The following is a 21,056-nucleotide window of genomic DNA, read 5'->3' as shown; positions in this document are numbered from 1 at the left end:
CGACAGTCGGCACGTGCAGTGGGCGCGGGTCAGGCGGGGAGGGTGCCCTCCGAGCTTTCGCGGAGCAGCACCTTCACGGGCAGGCGCGCCGTGATCGGCGGCTGGTCGGGGTGCTCGATCCGGCTGAGCATCGCCCGGATCGCCGCCCGCCCGAGCTCGACCATCGGCTGGTACACCGTCGTGAGCCGCGGGGTCGACAGGCGTCCGGCCTCGATGCCGTCGAAACCGGTCACGATGACGTCCTCCGGCACGCGCACTCCGGCGGGCACGAGCACGTCGAGCATGCCGAGCGCGGTCCGGTCGTTCGCGCAGACCAGGCCCCGCGGCATCCGCCCGGTGGCGAGCAGCGTTTCGGCGAGCCGACGGGCACGGATGCGGGAGAAGTCGCCCTGCAGGATCGTCGCGGTGGCCGGGTCGAAGCCCGCCCCCTCGAGGGCTTCGACGAAGCCCTGATAGCGCTCGGCGCTGTCCGGCGAATCGGCGGGCCCGGCGACGAAGGCGAGGTCGGTGGCGTCTGCGTTCTCCAGGAGGTGCGCGGTCAGGGCGCGCATGCCTTCCCGGTTGCTCACGCTGACGTGGTCGAAGTCCATCTCGGCGCAGCGGCGGGGACCGCCGATCAGTACGACGGGGATCCGCCGCGAGACGTGCTTGAGGAGTTCGTCCGGGACGCTGCCGGCGAGCACCGCGACAGCGTCGACCCGTCCGGCGATGTCCCGCAACATGTCGGCGGGATTGGCATCCCTGCCGACGCCGACCATGAGGGCGAAACCCTGGCGCCAGGCTTCGCGCTCGCTGCCGCGCAGCACACCGTCGAAGGACAGGTTCGGCGGTGCGACCTCGCTGCCGCCAGCCGCGTCGACGACCATCGAGACCGAGAGGTCCTGCACGAACGGCGCCTCTCCCCCGTCATCCTCGTCGTCGATGCCGGGGAAGAACAGGCCGAGCACGCCGGTGCGCTGGGCGGCGAGGCAGCGTGCGCTCGCGCTCGGCACGTAGCCGAGGGCCTGCACGGAGGCGAGGACCCGCTCCCTGGTCGACTCGCGTACGTCATCCGGCCGGCGCAGCACCCGGGACACCGTCGCGATCGACACCGCCGCGTGGGCGGCGACGTCGTAGACGGTCGCGACCTTCACTCAGCGCCCGGAACCGCTGCCGGATGCCGCGCGCTTGGCGCGCCGGGTGAGCCCGTGAACCGCCGCCTGGAATTCGCGGGCGGCGAGCGGCCGGCCGGGCAGCCGGGGCCGGTCCGTGGCCGGCAGGCGCAGGCCGTCGAGCACGATCGCGAGCTGCCTGCGCCACTGGCCGGTGTGACCGCCGCCGTGCGTGCCGAGGGAACCGACCATGGTGACCAGGACCGCGAGGTCGACCGCGTCGACATCCGCTCGCAGTGCACCGTCCTTCTTCGCGCGGGCGACGAGCCCCGCGATCACGGTCTGGAATTCCTTGCCGCGACCGCTGCCCGGGTCGATGACCTCCATGCGCTTGAGGATGTGCGGGAGCGCGGGGTCGGCGACGAGCCACTCGGAGACACGTTCCATGTAGAGCTCGATGCCGGCCCAGGCCGTCGGCGCCGCGACGACCTCGTCGCGGACGGTCGCGAGTTCGGCGAGCGCGATGTCGTAGAGGGCGCGCACGAGGTCGTCCCTGGTCGGGAAGTTGCGGTACAGCGTGGCCACGCCGACGTCCGCACGGCGGGCGATCTCCTCGAGGGAGGCGTCGACCCCGTTCTGCGCGATGAGCGCCCGTGCCTCGACGATCAGGCGCTCCCGGTTCTGCCGGGCGTCGCGCCGACGCGGTTGTGCGCCGTCCTGCGTGGTCGGTTCGGACGAAGTCATGGAGTCGATTCTAAGTCCCCCGGCTATGCCTGGTCGGAGGGAATCCTCCATGTCGCCTGTGTCCACGCCCGGATTCCGCCGTCCGGGATAGAATCGCGCCGGAGAACCGGGTCTCGCGTGCGAACCCGTGAATCTCGCCGGAGAACCGCGTCGCGCCGGTCAACGGCCCGCAGCCTCCCTGAGAACCAAGGACTCCCGATGACGCCTCCTCCCGACCAGAGCCGCAGCGGTGCCGGCGGCGAGGGCGGCACGGATGCCCACCTCGTCTTCGCGCGCAGAATGGACCGGATCGACGGGCTGGCCCACTACCGTCGGCAGTTCGTGGGCACCGAGGCGGGCGCGGCGGCCGATCCCTTCGTCTACCTGGACGGCAATTCGCTCGGCCGGCCCACCCTCGCGAGTCTCGGGCGGATCACCGAGTTCCTGAGGCACAACTGGGGCACCCGGTTGATCCGCGGCTGGGACGAGGAGTGGATGGACCTGCCGTTCCGGATCGGTGACGAGCTCGGACGGGTCGCGCTCGGGGCGGGACCCGGCCAGGTCTTCATCGGCGACTCGACGACCGTACTGCTCTATAAGCTCGCCCGCGCGGCGGTGGACTACCGCAGGGTCGGCTCGGAACCGGCGCGCACCGAGATCGTGCTCGACACCGACAACTTCCCCACCGACCGGTACCTGCTCGAGGGCATCGCCGCCGAGCGCGGCCTCACCCTGCACTGGATCCACTCCGACCCTGCCGGCGGGGTCTCGGTCGACCAGGTGCGCGCGGCGATCGGCCCGCAGACCGCGCTCGTGCTGCTCAGCCACGTCGCCTACCGCTCGGGATTCCTCGCCGACATGCGCCGGATCACTGCGGCCGCACACTCGGTCGGCGCCCTCGTGCTCTGGGACCTCAGCCACTCCGTCGGCTCCGTCCCGGTCGAGCTGGACCTCTGCGACGTCGACCTCGCCGTCGGCTGCTCGTACAAATACCTCAACGGCGGGCCGGGGGCTCCCGCCTTCGGGTATGTGTGCCGTGACCTGCAGGACGTACTCACCCAGCCGATCCAGGGCTGGATGGGGACCAGAGACGTGTTCACGATGGGGCCGGGGTATCACCCGGCCGACGGCATCCGCCGGTTTCAGAGCGGGACGCCGCCGATCGTCGGGATGCTCGCGATGCAGGACACGATTGCGATGATCGGCGAGGCGGGCATCGAGGAGGTGCGGGCGAAGTCGGTCGCGCTCACCGAGTTCGCGATCACCCTCGTGGACGAGTGGCTCGCGCCGCTCGGTGTGACGCTCACGTCGCCGCGCGACCATACCCACCGCGGCGGCCACGTCACGGTCAACCACCCGGCGATGCGGCAGGTCACGACGACGCTCTGGGAACACGACGTCATCCCCGATTTCCGCGGGCCCGAGGGGCTGCGGATCGGGCTGTCGCCGCTCAGCACGAGCTTCGTCGAGACGCTCGAGGGGGTCGCGGCGATCCGCGACGTGCTGCGCGGGGTACTCCTCGGGCAGGCCGGCCTCGCACCGGGGACCGGCATCGCACCGGGCTTCGGGCAGAGCGGCGCCGGCAGCGGGCGGTAGAAGCCGACCCGGGTGCGGCCCCCGTGGACTGTAGAATCGAGGCATCCACGCCCCCGACGTCTCGGAGTGAACCATGCCAACCATCGTCGTTGAAGTTATGCCCAAGGCCGAGCTGCTCGACCCGCAGGGAAAAGCCGTCGCCGGCGTCCTCGGCCGCCTCGGCAAGACCGGGTTCACGAGCGTTCGCCTCGGCAAGCGTTTTGAGCTCACCGTCGACGGCCCTGTCGACGAGGCCATGCTGGCCGAAGTGCGCGAACTCGCCGACTCCGTGCTCTCCAACGCCGTGATCGAAGACGTCGTCGGCATCCACGTCGTCGGCGCCGACAGCACAGTCGGGGCATCCGCCTGATGCGCATCGGCGTCGTCACCTTCCCCGGTTCGCTCGATGACCGTGACGCGCAGCGCGCGATCCGGATCGCGGGCGCCGAAGCCGTCGCGCTCTGGCACGGCGAGCACGACCTCCGCGGCGTCGACGCGATCGTGCTGCCCGGCGGCTTCAGCTACGGCGACTACCTCCGTGCCGGCGCGATCGCGAGCCTCTCGCCGATCATGGCCGAGGTCATCGACGCCGCGAACAGCGGTATGCCGGTGCTCGGTATCTGCAACGGTTTCCAGATGCTCACCGAGGCGCACCTGCTCGAGGGTGGGCTGACCCGCAACGACCACGGCTCGTTCATCTGCCGCGACCAGCAGCTGCGCGTCGAGAACACCGACACCGTCTGGACCAGCGGCTTCACCGCCGGCCAGGAGATCACCATCCCGCTCAAGAACGGCGAGGGCGGCTTCATCGCCTCCACCGAGACACTCGCCGCGCTCGAGGGCGAAGGCCGCGTCGTCGTGCGCTACGTCGGCCTGAACCCGAACGGCTCCCTCAATGACATCGCCGGCATCAGCAACGCCCGCGGCAACGTCGTCGGCCTGATGCCGCACCCCGAGCACGCGGTCGAGCCCGGCTTCGGCCCGGACACCGCGTCCGCGATGCGCAGCGGCACCGACGGGCTCACGTTCTTCACCTCCGCGATCGAGCGGATGCTCGCAACCGCGTAACCCGGGCACCTGCGGTGCGCGCCGGCATCCGCTCGCCCGCCCTCTGCCGCGAAAGCGGGTGAGTCGTCGTTATCAGTACCGCGAACCGACGATTCACCCGCTTTCGAGAACAGTGAGCTTTTAGACGGCGGCGGATGCCTCCCACAGGTTGATGCCGGCGTCGACGGCGTGAGCGTCGATCGCGATGAGCTCCGCGGTTGTGAAGGTCAGGTTCTCGACGGCGGCGACGTTGGTCTCGAGCTGCGCGACCGAGGACGCCCCGATCAGCGCCGACGTCACCTCCGGGCGCCGCAACACCCAGGCGAGGGCGAGCTGCGCGAGCGACTGCCCGCGCGCCTCGGCGATGTCGGTCAGGGCACGGATGTGGACGAGCGTCTCGTCGCTGACCATGTCGCGTTTCATCGACCCGGCGCGCGCCGCCCGGGAGTCCGCGGGCACCCCGTGCAGGTACCGGTCGGTGAGCAGCCCCTGGGCGAGCGGGGAGAAGGCGATGCAGCCGACGCCGAGGTCCTCGAGGGTGCTCAGCAGGTCGTCCTCGACCCAGCGGTTGAACATCGAGTACGAGGGCTGGTGGATGAGCAGCGGCGTGCCGAGGTCGGCGAGGATCGCCGCGGCCTGCCGGGTGCGTTCTGGCGAGTATGAGGAGATGCCGGCGTAGAGGGCGCGACCGCTCGTGACGGCGGTGTGCAGCGCGCCCATGGTCTCCTCGAGCGGGGTGTCCGGGTCGGCGCGGTGCGAATAGAACACGTCGACGTAGTCGAGGCCCATCCGGCCGAGCGACTGGTCGAGGCTCGCGAGCAGCGACTTGCGGGAGCCCCACTCGCCGTAGGGGCCCGCCCACATGTCGTAGCCGGCCTTGGTCGAGATGACGAGCTCGTCGCGGTGCGGCCGGAAATCCTGCTTGAGGTGGATCCCGAAGTTGCTCTCGGCGCTGCCATAGGGCGGGCCGTAGTTGTTGGCGAGGTCGAAGTGCGTCACGCCGAGGTCGAAGGCGCGGCGCAGGATCGCGCGCTGCGTCTCGAGCGGGGTGACCCCGCCGAAGTTCTGCCACAGCCCGAGCGAGACGGCCGGTAGTTTGAGGCCGCTCTTCCCGGTGCGGCGGTAGGGCATGGACTCATATCTGGTGTCAGCCGGAAGGTAGGTCATTCCTCCATCGTGGCACGGTGCATCCGTTCAGGGGCCCGGCGCGGCGGGTGTGCCTGGCGGGGCAGGCCCGGCGGGCGTTCCAGGCACGGCGGTCACGCCCGCGGGCGACCGGGGGCGCACGGCCGGCTCGTATTCATCAGAGCGAACGATTCTGGCCCGACTGAGCGCGATGGATGCGGGCGAGATCGCGAGCCAGCTGAGCATCGCGATCAGGGGCTGGCCAAGAAGGGCGATCCCGATCGAGACCGTGAACACGACTCCGGGCACCAGGATGTTGCGCCGCACGTAGCGATACAGCCCGCGATCGACCAGGGGGCTGAGCAGGCCCGCCCTCCTGACGTGGACCCAGATCAGGCACTGCACGCCGTTGATCAGCGCAACCGTGGCCGCATAGAGCACGACGCTCAGGATCTCCGGGCCGTACTCGCTGAGCACCGCCGTGGGAAACGGCACGAACGCGACCAGGAGCAGGAGCAGCAGGTCGAGTTGCACGAGCCGCCGGTCGACCCGGTCGATCACCTGGAACCGACGGAAATGGCTCGACCAGTTCAGGCCGATCACGGCGAAGCTGAGCACGTAGGCGAATAACTTGGGCGCCTGGTCGAGAAGCGCCCGACCGAGTTCGTCCCTCGGGACTGTCGCGAGTGACGGAACGCGCAAATCGAGCACGAGGAGCGTCATCGCGATGGCGAACACGGCGTCGCTGAAGAACTCGAGCCGCTCCGTCGAGTCCCTGGCCGCGAGGAGCGCCCGGTGGCGGGCGCGAACGGATGCTCTTTCCATGCCAGCAATGTACCCGCGGATGCGGCGCTCGGGCGCTCTCGCCTGCCTCGGCGCGGATGCCTGCGGCCGGGCGTGTGGGTGCTCTCGCGCCTGCCTCAGAGCGGATGCCGGCGCGCGAGCAGTCGGCGCTGCGCCGCGGACTCGGTAAGCCCGGCCGCCACGACAGCAGCGACGCCCGCCTCCCGGTCTCGCCCCAGCCTGCGGAGCAGCTCCGCCCGGGTCGCGTGGAACCAGAAGTAGTCGTCGAGGCCCTCGATCCGGTCCACCACGGCGAGCGCCGCGGCCGGGTCGCCGCTCTCGGCGAGGGCAGCCGCCCGGTTCAGCCGCACGACCGGGCTCGGGTCGAGGTGGAGCAGCACGTCGTACCAGGCGAGGACCGCGTTCCAGTCGGTCGCCGCGGCATCCGCTGCGAGGGCATGGCAGGCGGCGATCGCGGCCGTGACCGCGAACCGTTCGGGGCGGATGCTGCTGCCGCGGATCGCGGACGCGGCGAGCTCGATGCCCTCCGCGGCAAGGTCAGTGTCCCAGAGGCTGCGATCCTGGTCGGCCAGGAGCACGATGTCGCCGGCGTGATCGAACCGGGCGCGCAGCCGGGAGTGCTGGAGCAGCATCGTCGCGAGCAGTCCCTCGAGCACGGGCTCGCCCGGCATCAGCTCGACGAGCAGCCGCCCCAGCCGGATCGCCTCCTCCGCAACGGATGCGCCGGGCGGCCCGGCCCGCTCGGCCGGCACGGTCACGGGAGGCGGGGCATCCGCCGACCGGGACGCGTAGCCCTCGGTGAACAGCAGGAACACGGTCGTCGCGACGGCGCCCAGCCTGCCGGGCAGCTCCTCGGCATCGGGAACCCGATAGCGGATGCCGGCATCGGCTATCTTGCGCCGCGCCCGGGTGAGGCGCTTGGCCATCGTCGCCTCCGAGACGAGGAGCGCCCGGGCGACCTCTGCGACACTCAGCCCGCAGAGCACGTGCAGGCTGAGCGCGACCTGGGCCTCCTGCGCGAGAGCCGGGTGGCAGCAGGTGAAGATCAGCCGGAGCTGGTCGTCGCGGACGACGCCGGGCGGGGTCTCGTCGGGTGCCCGCTGCACGGCCAGGATGATCGCCTCCCGTTCCTTGACCGGCCGCGCGCCCTCCCGCCGGAGGAGGTCGATCACCCGCCGCTTGGCCGCGAGGGTGAGCCAGGCGCGCGGATTCGGCGGCACGCCGGTCCGACGCCAGGTCTCGAGGGCGCTGACGGCGGCGTCCTGCACGGCGTCTTCGGCGAGGTGCAGGTCGCCGGTCAGGCGGATGACAGTGGCCAGCACCCGGCGCCGCTCGCCACGCAGCAGCGCGGCGAGCGCGCCGCCGGGGTCGGTGCCGGCCGCGACTACCGCGACTGCCGCGCTCCGGATAGTCCCGTGAGATGGCGCAGATCGAGGTTCATCGCCGGCGGGAACGTCGATTCGCGACACCTCAGGGATCCCGCCACCGGCATCCGTCGCGGTCATCACATCAGGGTCGGCACCGTCGGACGCACCTCGACGACGCCGTTCCAGGCGGCGGGGATCGCGGCCGCGTGCCGGATCGCCTCGTCGAGGCTGTCGCATTCGAGCAGGTAGAAGCCGGTGAGGGCTTCCTTGGTCTCGGCGTACGGGCCGTCGCCGACGACGATGTCGCCGCCCTTGCCTCCGGTGACCCGCACGGTCGTCGCGGTCTGGGTCGGGTAGAGCGCGGCACCGCCGCGGATGACGGCCTCGGCGTCGCGGCCGAACTCGCGGTACTCCTGCATCTCTGCCGCCTGCTCCGGGGCGGTCCAGTCGACGTCGCGGGTGTAGGTCAGGGCAACATAGCTGGGCATGGTGACTCCTTCATCGGGGATTTCAGCGAATGACCCATCGGGAATGGTGGGATCTACTCTAGGAACGAACGGGGCGCTCCCGAAAGGACACCGCGGGCCGAATTCGCGGCATCTGTTGCCCGTGCGGACACCTGTGGCCGGTGCGCCGGTCACAGTTGTCCGCAGCGGCAACCGTTCCGAGGGGCCACGGCCCTCTAGGAAGGCAACCGGTAGACTGGGCCGCGCTAAGCATCCGTTGACTCTGGGAGTACACCGCTCGTGACCGCTGCCTCAAACACCCACTCCCGCGGCATCGCCGACACCGTCGAGAACGCGATCGCCACCCCGGACAAGGACCAGCCCTTCGGAGCCCTCGGGCTGACCGCGGGCGAGTACCAGGAGATCCGCACCATCCTCGGCCGCCGGCCCACGAGCGGCGAGCTCGCGATGTACTCGGTGATGTGGAGCGAGCACTGCTCGTACAAGAGCTCGAAGAAGTACCTGCGCCAGTTCGGCGACAAGGTCTCCCCCGCCATGAAGAAGAACCTCATGGTCGGCATGGGCGAGAACGCGGGCGTGCTCGACGTCGGTGAAGGCTGGGCCGTCACCTTCAAGATCGAATCCCACAACCACCCCTCCTACATCGAGCCGTTCCAGGGCGCCGCGACCGGCGTCGGCGGCATCGTGCGCGACATCATCTCGATGGGCGCCCGCCCGGTCGCCGTGATGGACGCCCTCCGCTTCGGCCGCATCGACGACCCGGACACCGCGCGCGTCGTGCACGGCGTCGTCTCCGGCATCTCCTTCTACGGCAACTGCCTCGGCCTGCCGAACATCGGCGGCGAGACCTGGTTCGACTCGGTCTACCAGGGCAACCCGCTCGTCAACGCGCTCTCGGTCGGCGTGCTCCGGCACGAGGACCTGCACCTCGCCAACGCCCGCGGCGTGGGCAACAAGGTCGTGCTCTTCGGGGCCCGCACCGGCGGAGACGGCATCGGCGGGGCATCCATTCTCGCCTCGGACACCTTCAGCGCCGACGGCCCGACCAAGCGCCCCGCGGTGCAGGTCGGCGACCCCTTCGCCGAGAAGGTGCTCATCGAGTGCTGCCTCGAGCTGTTCCGCGACAAGCTCGTCGAGGGCATCCAGGACCTCGGCGCGGCCGGCATCAGCTGCGCCACCTCGGAGCTCGCCTCGAACGGCGACGGCGGCATGTACATCCAGCTCGAGAAGGTGCTGCTGCGCGACCCGACGCTCACCGCCGAGGAGATCCTGATGAGCGAGAGCCAGGAGCGGATGATGGCGGTCGTCACCCCGGAGAAGCTCGAGGGCTTCCTCGCGATGACCCGGAAGTGGGACGTCGAGACGAGCGTGCTCGGCGAGGTCACCGACACCGGACGGCTCGTGATCGACTGGAACGGCGAAGAGATCGTCAACGTCGACCCGCGCACGGTCGCGATTGATGGCCCGGTCTACGACCGCCCGGTCGCGTACCCGACCTGGATCGACGCGCTCCAGGCCGACTCGGCCTCTGCTCTGACCCGCTCGACGGATGCCGCCGACTTGCGCGCGCAGTTCCTCTCCCTGCTGGGCTCGCCCAACCTCGCAGACCCGAGCTGGATCACCGACCAGTACGACCGTTACGTGCTCGGAAACACCGCGCTCTCCTTCCCCGACGACGCCGGCATGATCCGCATCGACGAGGAGTCGGGCCTCGGCTTCGTCATCGCGACCGACGCCAACGGCCGTTACTGCCAGCTCGACCCGTATCGCGGCGCCCAGCTCGCCCTCGCCGAGGCGTACCGCAACGTCGCCGCGACCGGCGCGGTGCCCGTCGGCATCAGCGACTGCCTCAACTTCGGCTCACCGGAAAACCCCGAGGTGATGTGGCAGTTCGAACGCGCCGTCACGGCCCTCGCCGACGGATGCCTCGAGCTCGAGATCCCCGTCACCGGCGGCAACGTGTCGTTCTACAACCAGACCGGCGACCAGCCGATCTACCCGACGCCCGTCGTCGCCGTGCTCGGCGTGATCGACGACGTCGCCCGCCGGGTGCCGAGCGGCTGGCAGGACGACGGCCACAACATTTACCTGCTCGGCATCACCCGCGAGGAACTCGACGGCTCGGCGTGGGCCGATGTCGTGCACGGGCACCTCGGCGGCCTGCCGCCGGTCGTCGACCTCGCCGGGGAGGCCCGCCTCGCCGGGCTGCTCCACGCGGCGTCGATCGAGGCGCTCGTCGACAGCGCGCACGACCTGTCCTCCGGCGGGCTCGCGCAGACCCTGGCCGAGGCCGTGCTCCGGTTCGGGGTCGGAGCCCGCGTGTGGCTCGGCGACATCTGCGAGCGGGACGGGATCGACGCATCCGTCGCCCTGTTCTCGGAGTCGGCCGGCCGCGTCATCGTCTCGGTGCCGCGCGAGGACGACGTGAAGTTCCTCGGCCTCTGCGAGGGCCGCAACTACCCGGTTCTCCGCATCGGCGTCACCGACAACACCCTCGCGGCTCTTGAGGTGCAGGACGTCTTCACGATCTCCCTAGCCGACCTCCGCTCCCGCCACACCGCCACCCTCCCCGCCCACTTCGCCTAGCGCCCTCCCCCGAGCTCCCGCCGCTCGCCCCCAGAACGGGCGTGTGGTTCGCGAGAGTACGAAAATGGCCCCTTCACGACATCCGAAGGGGCCTTTTTCGTACTCTCGCGGTCCCTGACCGACGGGCTGTGGATAGAACGCTCGTTCGTTCGTGGGAATCGGCATCATCGGGGGATGAAACGACGTCGCGAGCTTCCGCCCACGTTGCGTGGCCGACACTTCACCACCCGCCGTGGACGCCACGAGGGCGTATCGCGGAAGCGGATGAGGGGCGTGGACCTTGAGCAGCCGTTTCACGGCATCCGCTCACCACGAGTAGGCCCAGCAACGATCGCGACGCTCATAGCGGCATACTCCGAGCGGATGTCGACGGCCCAGTTCTTCAGTCACGTCACGGCAGCGCACCTGCACGGTCTTCCCCTCCCCCGGAGGTTCGCGTCGTCCGGCGTGATTCATGTCTGCGTCGACGACCCGGCGGAACGACAGAGAGTGAGAGGGACCGTCGCACATCACGCTCGACCTGGCACTGTACGCCTGGTCGATATCGGCGGTTATCGCGTGGCCGCACCGGTCGATGTCTGGCGCCAGCTCGCTGCCGTGCTCAGCCTGGATGAACTCATAGTGATGGGAGACGCCCTGGTCGGAGGGAAGCGGCCGCTGGCGACTATGGCCGAGCTGCGCACCGGCGTGGCGCGCCACGCAGGTAAGCGCGGTGCACGGCGGCTCAGAGAAGCGCTCGAGTGGGTCCGCCCCGGCGTGCTCTCACCACGGGAAACCGAGATCCGGCTACTCCTGGTGCGGGCCGGCCTACCCGAGCCGGAAGTGAACGCTCCCCTGACGGATAGGACGGGACGGAAGATTGCGACGGGTGATCTCGTCTACCGGGAGTATCGAGTGCTCGTTGAGTACGACGGCGAGCAGCATCGAACGGACGAAGAGCAGTATCACTGGGACATCGACCGACTCGATGCGATCATGGAAGCCGATTGGCGGGTGGTTCGCTTGAACAAGACCCATATTCGACTCAAGAGTGCCTCGGCCGTGCGCAAGGTCGACACCGCCCTTCGGGACCGCGGCTGGCGCCCCTGACCCATCCAACCGTCGCGTTCGCGTCGACCCAGCCCCCGGCATCCTTCACCCCTCACCCCTCACTCTTCCCGCGAGAGCGGAGAAATTGCCCCTTGGTGCGCGATATGAGGGCACAATTCGTACTCTCGCAACGGGGTGCCGCCCAGTCGGGTTCGCGAGAGCGGAGAAATGGCCCCTTCGCCAGCGTCGAAGGGGCACAATTCGTACTCTCGCGGCGGGTTTGGGCGGGTTTGGGCGGGAGCGGTGGGCCGAGCGGCTCGGGGCGCTCGGGTTACAGGGGGAAGGGGAGAGTGAGTCGCTCGGTGCGGGACCAGAGGTTCGCCGCAACCAAGGGGTCGAGGCTCGTGTTGGTGGGTTGCTGGCGAGTGGGCACGCCGCGGGTCAGGTAGCGGGGGCCGTAGTATTCGCCGCCACGGGCATCCGTGTCGAGGGCGGCGCGCACGCTCGGCCAGGCGCCGTGGTCCTTGCCCTGGGCGCCGATCAGGCCCTGCAGGTTGTCGGCGAACCGCTGCGGCCGGCTGGGCTCATTGACCCCACGGATGCCCGGCGTCAGCCCAGACACCGAGTAACCGGGGTGCGCAACAAGGCTCTGCACTCCGTCAGGTCCGCCGAGTCCCGCGAGCCGGAGCCGCCGGTCGAGCTCGAAGCCGAACACCTGCATCGCGATCTTCGACTGCGCGTAGGCGACCCAGCCGCTGTACCCCGTCGCGAGCTGCAGGTTGTCCAGGCGCGAGACGACGAGCCGCGTCGCGAGCGACCCGAGCGCGACGACCCGGCTGCCGGGCGTGCGCAGCAGGGCCGGCAGCGTGAGCGCGGTGAGGTGAAAGTGCCCGAGATAGTTCGTCTCGAGGACGATCTCGTTACCGGCCGCGCTCACCTCCCGCTTCCGCGGCGGGTGCACGATGCCCGCGTTGAGCACGAGCCCGTCGAGCCGGGGCAGCTCGAGCAGGAGGGCGGCCGCGGCGCGCACGCTGTCGGCGTCGGCGACGTCGAGCGTGATCGCCGACACGGATGCCCCGGGCACCCGTCCGCGGATGGCCGCGAGTGCGGCATCCGCTCTCACCGGATTGCGGCAGGCGAGCACGACGTGCGCTCCGGTCGCGGCCAGCTGTTCGCTTGTGAAGTAGCCGAGGCCGGCGTTGGCGCCGGTGACGACGAAGGTCTTGCCGGACTGGGAGGGGAGGTGGTGCGGGTCCCAGCTCACGATGCGGGGTCGGACGCCGGGGCCGTAGGCGCCGAGGTCGTAGGCGCCGAGGCTGCGGGAGCCGGGGCCGTAGGCGCGGTCGTTGCAGACGCCTGCGCTGCCGGAGCTGGGGCGCCGATCGCGGAGTCGGCGACGACGCCGGTCGCGGGTGCCGGGGCGCCGATCGCCGAATCGGGCTCGACCCCGATCGCGGCGCCGGGCCCCTGCTCGTCGCCCGAGGCGGCCTGGCCGCCGGCGAGCCGCACGTGGTGGTGGATGACCTCGGCGACGATGAAGTTGAGGAACTTCTCGGCGAAGCCCGGGTCGAGCCTGGCCTCTTCGGCGAGCGCGCGCAGCCGCTGGATCTGCTGCAGCTCCCGCGCGGGGTCTGCGGGCGGGAGACCGTGCTTCGCTTTGAGGCGTCCGACCTGCTGGGTGAACTTGAAGCGCTCAGCGAGCATGTGGATGAGGGCGGCATCGATGTTGTCGATGCTCTGACGGATGCCCGTCAATTCGTCGATCGCATCCTGCCCCGCGCCGGCGGGCAACTCCTCGTGTTCGGCCATGGTTCGACGATACCGTGCGCGCCCTTCCGCGAAAGCGGGTGAATCGTTCTGACTCCCGGAACGCACCCACGATTCGCCCGATCGCGCCGGAGAGAGCGGATACGGCACTCAGCCGGCCGGGCCTCGGTGAGCGAGACTGCGCCGCGAGGCCTGACGAGTCGGCCTGGCCGCGGGCCTCGTTTCGGATCAGGCGAGGACGCGGTGCGGCAGGCGCAAGCGGATGCGCTTCTGGGCGAGCAGGATGCCGAGCAGCACGAGCAGTGCGCCGAGCGGCTCGTTCCAGGAGAGGCTCTCGCCCAGCAGCAGCACCCCGAGGGCGACCCCGACGACGGGCGTCACGTAGGTGACCGTCGACGCATTCGTGGGCCCCCAGGCGCGGAGCACGTTGATGTTCCAGATGTAGGCGAGCCCGGTGCCGAGGGCGCCGAGGGTGAGCAGGCTCAGGACGATCGCCGGGCTGAGCGACACCGGGTGCCAGGCCAGCACCGGGGTGAGCAGCAGCATGATCGCCCCGCCGAGCCCGATGTTGAGGAACGCGAACGTCGCCCCCGCGATCGGCCGCCCGCTCAGGAACCGGCGGGTGTAGCCGAACGTGAAGCCGTAACAGACGGCCGCGCCGAGGCAGGCGAGCTGGCCCCAGAGGTCCCCGGTGAGCGCCGCGTACCGCCACGGCCCGATGATCACGAGCACGCCGGCGATCCCGACGACGACCCCGAGCACCTGCCCGCGCCCGAGCCGTTCGACCCGGAAGGCAAGGGTCGCCATCAGGGCCGTCATGATCGGCGTCACGGCGTTGTAGATGCTCGCGAGACTCGAGGACACGTACTGCTCGGCCCACGCGAAGAGGAGGTGCGGCACGACGCATCCGCTCACCGCGATCACGAGGAAGTGCAGCCACACGACCGCTTCGCGCGGCAGCACGGGGCCGCCGTTCACCCGGGGCCGCGTGATGAGCACGATCAGGCCGAGGGTGAGGCCGCCGAGCACGAGGCGCGACCAGGCGACCTGGCCGAAGCTCACTCCGACGAGGGCGACCTTCATGAACAGGAAGCTCGAGCCCCAGACGACGCCCATGCCGAGGAACTGCAGCGCAACGAGGGCGCGGCGAGCCGGCTCGGCGGGAGCGGACGCGGGGACGGGTGCGGCAGAAGTGGGGGCGTCGCGCGGGGCGGTGCTATCGGTCACCTGCCGACTGTAACGTGTGCGGCCGCCCGCGTCGGCCCCCTCGGAGCGCAACGTCCGGATCCCGCCGGTGAATGGCAGCATCCGCTCGTTTGACGCGGAGTGGGACGGCGTGAGACGACAAGAGCGGATGCGCCGGGCGCATCCGCTCTCTCCGTTCAGGCCCTGCGGCCCGGCCTCAACCGCGCCGGGCCTGGTCGCTAGTTGATCAGGTCGTGGCGGGACACGATCGCTTCGCGGCCGGGGCCGACGCCGATCGCGGAGATGCGGGCGCCGCTCATCTTCTCGAGCGCGAGCACGTAGTCCTGGGCGTTCCGCGGCAGTTCCTCGAAGGTGCGGGCGCCGGTGATGTCCTCGGTCCAGCCGGGGAAGTCCTCGAAGATCGGCTTCGCGTGGTGGAAGTCGGACTGTGAGACGGGCACCTCGTCGTGGCGGACGCCGTCGACGCTGTACGCGACGCAGACCGGGATGGAGGCGAGGCCGGTGAGCACGTCGAGCTTGGTGAGCACGAAGTCGGTGACCCCGTTGATGCGGGCCGTGTAGCGGGCGACGGGCGCGTCGTACCAGCCGCAGCGGCGCGGGCGGCCGGTCGTGGTGCCGAACTCGAAGCCCTTGGCGCGCAGGAACTCGCCGGACTCGTCGAAGAGCTCGGTCGGGAACGGGCCGGCGCCGACGCGGGTCGTGTACGCCTTGACGACGGCGAGGACGCGGTCGATCCGGTTCGGGCCGATGCCCGATCCGGTCACCGCACCGCCGGACGTCGCGTTCGAGGAGGTGACGAAGGGGTACGTGCCGTGGTCGACATCCAGCATCGTGGCCTGGCCGCCCTCGAAGAGCACGGTCTTGCCTGCGGTGAGCGCTTCGTGCAGGAGCAGCGCGGTGTCGGCGACCATCGGGCGGAGGCGCTCGGCGTAGCTGAGCAGGTCGGTCACGATCTCGTCGACCGAGATGGCGCGACGGTTGTAGACCTTGACGAGCAAGTGGTTCTTCTGGGCGAGGGCGCCCTCGACCTTCTGGCGGAGGATGTTCTCGTCGAAGAGGTCCTGCACGCGAATGCCGACGCGGTTGATCTTGTCGGCGTAGGTCGGGCCGATGCCGCGACCGGTCGTGCCGATCTGGCGCTTGCCGAGGAAACGCTCGGTGACCTTGTCGACCGTGCGGTGGTACTGGGTGATGATGTGCGCGTTGGCGCTCACCTTCAGCCGGGACACGTCGACGCCGCGGGAGATCAGTGCGTCGAGCTCCTCGAAGAGCACCTCGATGTCGACGACGACGCCGTTGGCGATGATCGGCGTGACACCGGGGGTCAGGATGCCGGACGGCAGCAGGTGCAGCGCGTACTTCTCGCCGTCGATCACGACGGTGTGCCCGGCGTTGTTGCCGCCGTTGAACTTGACGACGTAGTCGACGCGGCTGCCGAGGAGGTCGGTGGCCTTACCCTTGCCCTCGTCGCCCCACTGGGCTCCGACCAAAACGATCGCTGGCATTAGTTCTCTCCTCGGATGAAAAACGCCTCGGTGATCGGGGCAGGGTCATCGGCCCGGTACCCATCAGGCGTGATGGTCTCCTGGTTGATGCGCGCGATCGCGGTCGGATCGGCGTCGTTCAGGAAGACGGTGAGGCGGTCGAACTCGTCCTGCTCGTTGATCTCGGCGGCAGAGCGGCGCAACGCGTACAGGGCGCGCAGCACCCCGCGGTTGGGCTCGTGGGTCCACGGGATCGGACCGTGTCCGCGCCAGCCGGCCTTGCGGAGGGCGTCGAGGCCGCGGTGGTACCCGACGCGGGCGAAGGCGTATGCCTCGATCGTGCGGCCCTCGAGGTGGGCGACATCCGCCAGCACCGCCCAGGCCAGGGACGACGTCGGGTGCGCGGCGACGAGGGACGGCAACGCGTGGCTTTCGGTACTCCGGAGCGCCGCGATCACCTCCGGTTCCGCGGGAAGGAGGGTCTCGGGCTGGTCGATCAAGTTTTCGCCGGTCACACTCGATCCTAACGCGGTGAGCACTCTGAGCCCCACGGAACCTGCCGCCCCGGGGGCCAATGACCGGAAATGTCCCGGTTTCGGGAGCACGTCGGCACGACCCAGAGCGGGATCAGGCGAGCAGGCCGCCGGAGAGCGACTCGAGGATGGCCGCGGAGACCTCGTCGCGGTCGCGGTCGGGATCGAAGACCAGCCATTCGAGCCCCGCCATCAGCACGGCGCCGAAGACGCTCGACGCCATCAGACCGCTCGTTCCCGCTGCCGCCGTGGCCGGCCGGGCCTCGGCGATCGCCTCGGCGAAGACCGCGAGGGCCTCGTGCCGCAGGGCGAACAGCGTCTTCTGCCAGGCGCGATCGGTGCGGAAGATCTCGGCCGCCATGAGCTTGGCGAGTCCCGCGTTCGATTCGATCAGGTCGAGGAGCACCGCAATCAGCGCGACGAGCGCCTCACTCCCGTGCAGCCCGTCCCGCGCCGCCCGGAGGGAGTCGGAGAGCGAACCGACCCCCTCCTCCAGCAGCGCCTCGAAGAGCTTGTCCTTTGAGCTGAAGTTGTAGTACAGGCTGCCCTTGGCAACGTGCGCGAGCTCGGCGACGTCATCCATCGTGGTGCCGGTGATCCCGCGGGTGGCGGCCAGCTCCAGCGCGGCGTCCAGGATCGCCCGTTTTGTTCCCGTGGCACGTGGCATTGTCGGTCCCTTCGTCGCACTCGGTTCGGGTCGCAACCCTAGATGGTCAGTTCCGGGTGCAGCCGGGTGATCGTCCACATCCGCTGCCGAGACGCGCTCCAGGCGCTGATCGCAATCGAGCCGACCAGGATGCCTACGAGAACGAGCACGGAAAGCCACAGTCTAGAGTCGATCCCACCCGTGATGAGCTGCCGCAGCCCAGTGACGACGTAGGAAGCGGGCATCCACGGGTGCAGGATCTGGAAGAACTCCGGCGTGGTCTCGACGGGATAGGTTCCGCCGGAGGAACTGAGCTGCAGCATGAGCAGCACCAGGCTGATCACGCGGCCGGCCGCCGTGCCGAACAGGATGATGAACATCTGCTGCAGTGCCAGGAACGCAAGCGTCGTGAGGTAGATGAACGCGGACATGCCCAGCCAGTGCGCCGGGGTCAGCCCGATGCCATAGACGAGCACCAGGACCATGATGATGACCTGGCTCAACCCGATTGCCATGGCCGGCAGGAACCCGGTCATCGTGGCCCGCAGGCCGGAGGCTGCGCTGGCGAGCGCCCGCGTCGGCAGGGCCCGCAGGATGAGCCACGTGATGAGTGCACCGACGAAGGTGGCCAGGGCGAGGAAGAAGGGCGCGAAGCCCTCGCCGAAGCTGTCCGAGGCGTTCTCCCACCGTTGGTTGAGGTCGACGGGGTTCGCGATCACCGCGGCCTTCTCGGAGATCTGCGCGTCGGTGAGGCTCGGTGCGTCCGCGGCTCCGGTCGCGAGGGCATCGGCGAGCGTGTGGCTGCCGTCGGCGAGTTGCACGGTGCCGGACTCCAGGGCGGTGCCGCCCGCAACGAGCTGGCTGCTGCCGTCGACGAGGGTGCCGGTTCCGGCGGCGAGGCTATCCGCGCCGGTGGCGAGGGTGGCCGACCCGGTGGCGGCGGTGGCCGCGCCGGTGGCCAGCTGGCCGGCTCCGGAGGCGAGGGCGGCCGATCCGGAGGCCACCTGCGCCGCTCCGGCCGCCACCTGCGCGGCCCCGGGGGCGCCGGCGGTCAGCGAATCGGAGAGCGTCCCCATGCCGGTGGCGAAGTTCCCGCTGAGCTTCGCGTAGCCGGAAACCTGGGTGGCGGCGCCCTGCGTCTTCGTATTGAGGGTGTCGGCTCCGGTTGCGAGCTGCGTCACGGTCGGCAGGAACGCGGATGCCGGCGTTCCGGGCGGGGCAGCGGCCATGGCCGTCTGCAGCTTCGCGAGGCTGTCGTCGAGGTCCTTCGTTCCGGTTGCGAGCTGTCCGGTTCCCGTCGCGATCGTAGTCGCCCCCACGGCGAGCTGGTCGGAGGAGTCAGAGAGGGCGGCCGCCCCCGTTGCGGCCTTTGCGAGTCCGTCGGACACCTTCTGGGTCCCGGCGGCGACAGTCGACGCGCCGTCGGAGAGTTTTACCGAGGAGTCAGAGAGCGTTGCCGCGCCCGAGGAGAGTGTGCCGATCCCCGCGGCCAGCGTTGACGATCCGTCGGCCACCTGGGCCGCGCCGTCGTCGAGGGTGGACGCGCCGGCGGAGAGGTCGTTCAGCCCGGCGACGAGAGTCCCGGTGCCGGTTTCGGCCGTGCTGAGACCGTCGGCGAGTGTTCCGGCACCGGCCGCGGCGGTGCGGATGCCGTCACCGGCCTTGTTGACGGCCACGAGCATCGTGTTGACGGTCTGGTCGCCGATGTTCAGGGACACGGCGTCACGCAGCTGGATCATGGCCTGCTTGCCGAGGGTGGAGGCGAGGAAGCTGTTGCTGTCGTTGTAGTCGACCATGACCTGGGCGGCGGTCGGGGTGTCCGTGCCCGCGGAGATCGCATCCGTGGAGAAGTCCGCGGGGATGGTGACGGAGAAGTAGTAGTCGCCGTCGGTCACGCCGGTGGCGGCATCGGCCGCGCTGGTTTCGACCCAGCCCAGGTCGTGACCGTCGAGGAGCTTGCCGACGAGGTCATTGCCCGCGGTCACGTCCGTGCCGTCGCGGACGGCGCCCGTGTCGGAGTTGACGAGGGCGACCGGGAGCTTGCTGAGTTCCTTGTCCGGCGCCCAGAACGCCCAGAGGTAGAGGGCGCCATAGATCAGCGGAATGAACATCAAGACGACGAGGGCGATCTTGGGCAGGGTGCCCTTGCCGAATCGGCGCAGTTCGGTGCCCGTAGAGAGGAAGGCGAACATCTAGCGAATCTCCTGGTTCATGTACTGGACGGTCGGTTTGAGCCCGAGATCCGCCCACATTTCGAAGTCTGGTGCGATGGCCGAGGCGATCACGGGAGTGCCGGCCGCGACGATCGCGCCGAGCCGGGACCAGAGCAGTCGGCGTGCCTCCGGGGAGTGCACCTGCTCGACCTGGTCGAAGAACAGCACGCTGGGCCGGCTCATCATGGCGAGGGATGCGCGGAGGAGCACCATCTCGACCTCGTCGAGGTCCCAGATCATCGTGCTCGCGGCCGGAACCGGGATGTCGCCGAAGACCGGTCCGCAGACGCGGAAGACCTCGGCGTCGTCGACCGCACGGATGAAGGACCACCAGGGGGCGAGCCAGGCGTGGCGCTCGCGGATGGCCGCCCCGACGGTGACCGACTCTTCGAGGGAGTCGATGCCGTGGAACCCGGACACGCCGGTGCGGCGCTGGACCCGGCGGGCGTGGCGGGGAAGGTCTTCGCCGAGCACCGACAGGGTGCCGGAGGATGGCCGCATCCGCCCGGCGAGGGTGAGGAGCAGGCTCGTGCGCCCACTGCCGGCCGGGCCGCAGATGACCGTGAGGCCGTCATCGGCGGTGAAGCTGATCGGCCCGTAGACCAGGCCTCGTTTGTAACTGACAGTCAGTTCGTCCGCTACCAATGTCGCCTGCACGTCGTTCCTTTCGTGGCGGTACTCGTTTTGTACCGACTAGTCAGTATAGATCCGCGGGCCCGCCCGCGCAAAAACGGGCGGGTTCGACCGGTGCGAGTGCCGGGCTGTCCGACGCCTGTCCGGAATCCCGCGCATTTTCGCCACTGGGACCGCCACGCGGCCGTGCTCTTTGACCGCCAGAACGGCCCCCTCCGTGCGCGCACAAGGGAAGGTCACCTAGCCGCACGCAAAACCGGAACCGCACAAGTCATCATCCCGACCGTGCCGGGCCCGGGCTGGGTTCGGTAAGAACACGCGCACCGACTAGAAAAAGGCCCCGGGATCCCCGGGGCCTTTTTTGTGTCGGGCATCCCTGCCTATGACAGCGCACCCGTAAGACGCTAGATATTGACAGTGTCACCCAGATTTGAAAGGTCAGTAGATGGCGAGACTTCGAGCGCTTCTACTCCCCGGGCTCGCAGTATCTCATCTACACAATCACGAGACGCCGCGACGATCGTGCTGTCATAGTCAATTTCCGAGACCACAAACCAGGCATGGTCCGCAGGCCACCAAAGGTTGGCACGCCGGTCCGCTGGCCAGGGCTCGAACGACTGGTTGGCGTCTTCGATTGAACCTTGAAAGAGTCCCATCACACGATTCGGTATCTCAAACGTTGGGATCTTGGATCCCAACGGAGCCCCACCCCAACCTTCCCACAACCCATAGAAACAGTCGCTAGGTGTGCCTGTATGGT

The 21,056-nt window shown here is 69.7% G+C and carries 18 protein-coding genes and 1 pseudogene; 5 read left to right on the top strand and 14 right to left on the bottom strand.

What is annotated here, in order from left to right; all coding sequences use genetic code 11:
• Positions 1-29: 29 nt before the first annotated feature.
• Positions 30-1,133: a LacI family DNA-binding transcriptional regulator gene (locus E3O44_RS05190; protein ID WP_134533226.1), complete on the bottom strand. Its 1,104-nt coding sequence runs from the start codon at positions 1,131-1,133 to the stop codon at positions 30-32.
• Positions 1,134-1,835 (bottom strand): TetR/AcrR family transcriptional regulator, encoded by a 702-nt coding sequence (locus E3O44_RS05185; protein ID WP_166792550.1) that lies wholly within the window; start codon positions 1,833-1,835, stop codon positions 1,134-1,136.
• A gap of 279 nt (positions 1,836-2,114) precedes the next feature.
• On the opposite strand from E3O44_RS05185, the gene E3O44_RS05180 reads away from it, so the two are divergent.
• The 3 genes from E3O44_RS05180 (at position 2,115) to purQ (ending at position 4,457) form a co-directional block, all read left to right on the top strand.
• Positions 2,115-3,410 (top strand): kynureninase, encoded by a 1,296-nt coding sequence (locus E3O44_RS05180; RefSeq protein WP_241976074.1) that lies wholly within the window; start codon positions 2,115-2,117, stop codon positions 3,408-3,410.
• 73 nt (positions 3,411-3,483) lie between these two features.
• The gene (purS, locus tag E3O44_RS05175; protein ID WP_134533220.1) at positions 3,484-3,759 is read left to right on the top strand and encodes a phosphoribosylformylglycinamidine synthase subunit PurS; all 276 of its coding nucleotides are present in this window, start codon (positions 3,484-3,486) and stop codon (positions 3,757-3,759) included.
• A complete protein-coding gene (purQ, locus tag E3O44_RS05170) occupies positions 3,759-4,457 on the top strand; it encodes a phosphoribosylformylglycinamidine synthase subunit PurQ (protein ID WP_134533218.1) in 699 nt (232 codons plus the stop codon). The genes purS and purQ overlap by 1 nt, the downstream gene beginning before the upstream one ends.
• Before the next feature lie 120 nt (positions 4,458-4,577).
• Here purQ and mgrA read toward each other — a convergent pair whose 3' ends face one another.
• The 4 genes from mgrA to E3O44_RS05150 form a co-directional block, all read right to left on the bottom strand.
• Positions 4,578-5,603 (bottom strand): L-glyceraldehyde 3-phosphate reductase, encoded by a 1,026-nt coding sequence (gene mgrA / locus E3O44_RS05165; protein WP_134533216.1) that lies wholly within the window; start codon positions 5,601-5,603, stop codon positions 4,578-4,580.
• Between the two features lie 27 nt (positions 5,604-5,630).
• A complete protein-coding gene (locus E3O44_RS05160; protein ID WP_134533214.1) occupies positions 5,631-6,386 on the bottom strand; it encodes a TMEM175 family protein in 756 nt (251 codons plus the stop codon).
• A 95-nt stretch (positions 6,387-6,481) separates the two neighbouring features.
• Entirely contained in the window at positions 6,482-7,870 is a 1,389-nt protein-coding gene (locus E3O44_RS05155; RefSeq protein ID WP_134533212.1) for an RNA polymerase sigma factor, read from the bottom strand.
• Positions 7,870-8,220: a YciI family protein gene (locus E3O44_RS05150; RefSeq protein WP_134533210.1), complete on the bottom strand. Its 351-nt coding sequence runs from the start codon at positions 8,218-8,220 to the stop codon at positions 7,870-7,872. The genes E3O44_RS05155 and E3O44_RS05150 overlap by 1 nt, the downstream gene beginning before the upstream one ends.
• A gap of 258 nt (positions 8,221-8,478) precedes the next feature.
• Between E3O44_RS05150 and purL the strand changes: the two genes are divergently transcribed.
• Positions 8,479-10,785 carry a phosphoribosylformylglycinamidine synthase subunit PurL gene (gene purL / locus E3O44_RS05145; protein ID WP_134533208.1) on the top strand — a complete coding sequence of 769 codons (2,307 nt, stop codon included), beginning with the start codon at positions 8,479-8,481 and terminating at the stop codon, positions 10,783-10,785.
• Between the two features lie 273 nt (positions 10,786-11,058).
• On the top strand, positions 11,059-11,874 hold the full coding sequence (locus tag E3O44_RS05140; RefSeq protein WP_134533206.1) for a hypothetical protein: 816 nt from the start codon (positions 11,059-11,061) through the stop codon (positions 11,872-11,874).
• Positions 11,875-12,145: 271 nt separating this feature from the next.
• Here E3O44_RS05140 and E3O44_RS05135 read toward each other — a convergent pair whose 3' ends face one another.
• The 8 genes and pseudogenes from E3O44_RS05135 to E3O44_RS05100 all read right to left on the bottom strand — a co-directional run bounded on the left by E3O44_RS05135 (position 12,146) and on the right by E3O44_RS05100 (position 20,320).
• Entirely contained in the window at positions 12,146-13,078 is a 933-nt protein-coding gene (locus E3O44_RS05135) for an SDR family NAD(P)-dependent oxidoreductase (protein ID WP_134533204.1), read from the bottom strand.
• 218 nt (positions 13,079-13,296) lie between these two features.
• Positions 13,297-13,623: pseudogene (locus E3O44_RS19515) on the bottom strand (chorismate mutase); the annotation flags it as partial.
• Positions 13,624-13,809: 186 nt separating this feature from the next.
• On the bottom strand, positions 13,810-14,712 hold the full coding sequence (locus E3O44_RS05125) for a DMT family transporter (RefSeq protein WP_478213353.1): 903 nt from the start codon (positions 14,710-14,712) through the stop codon (positions 13,810-13,812).
• 293 nt (positions 14,713-15,005) lie between these two features.
• Positions 15,006-16,292: an adenylosuccinate synthase gene (locus E3O44_RS05120; RefSeq protein ID WP_134533200.1), complete on the bottom strand. Its 1,287-nt coding sequence runs from the start codon at positions 16,290-16,292 to the stop codon at positions 15,006-15,008.
• On the bottom strand, positions 16,292-16,786 hold the full coding sequence (locus E3O44_RS05115; RefSeq protein WP_134533198.1) for a DUF3151 domain-containing protein: 495 nt from the start codon (positions 16,784-16,786) through the stop codon (positions 16,292-16,294). The genes E3O44_RS05120 and E3O44_RS05115 overlap by 1 nt, the downstream gene beginning before the upstream one ends.
• A gap of 112 nt (positions 16,787-16,898) precedes the next feature.
• A complete protein-coding gene (locus E3O44_RS05110) occupies positions 16,899-17,471 on the bottom strand; it encodes a TetR/AcrR family transcriptional regulator (protein WP_134533197.1) in 573 nt (190 codons plus the stop codon).
• A 38-nt stretch (positions 17,472-17,509) separates the two neighbouring features.
• On the bottom strand, positions 17,510-19,642 hold the full coding sequence (locus E3O44_RS05105; protein ID WP_134533195.1) for a YhgE/Pip domain-containing protein: 2,133 nt from the start codon (positions 19,640-19,642) through the stop codon (positions 17,510-17,512).
• On the bottom strand, positions 19,643-20,320 hold the full coding sequence (locus tag E3O44_RS05100; RefSeq protein ID WP_134533193.1) for an ATP-binding cassette domain-containing protein: 678 nt from the start codon (positions 20,318-20,320) through the stop codon (positions 19,643-19,645).
• Positions 20,321-21,056: the final 736 nt, after the last annotated feature.

This window comes from Cryobacterium algoricola (assembly GCF_004402485.1).
Classification (GTDB): domain Bacteria; phylum Actinomycetota; class Actinomycetes; order Actinomycetales; family Microbacteriaceae; genus Cryobacterium; species Cryobacterium algoricola.
Note: the sequence above shows the minus strand (reverse complement) of the source record. Positions and strands in the feature narration are given on the sequence as shown.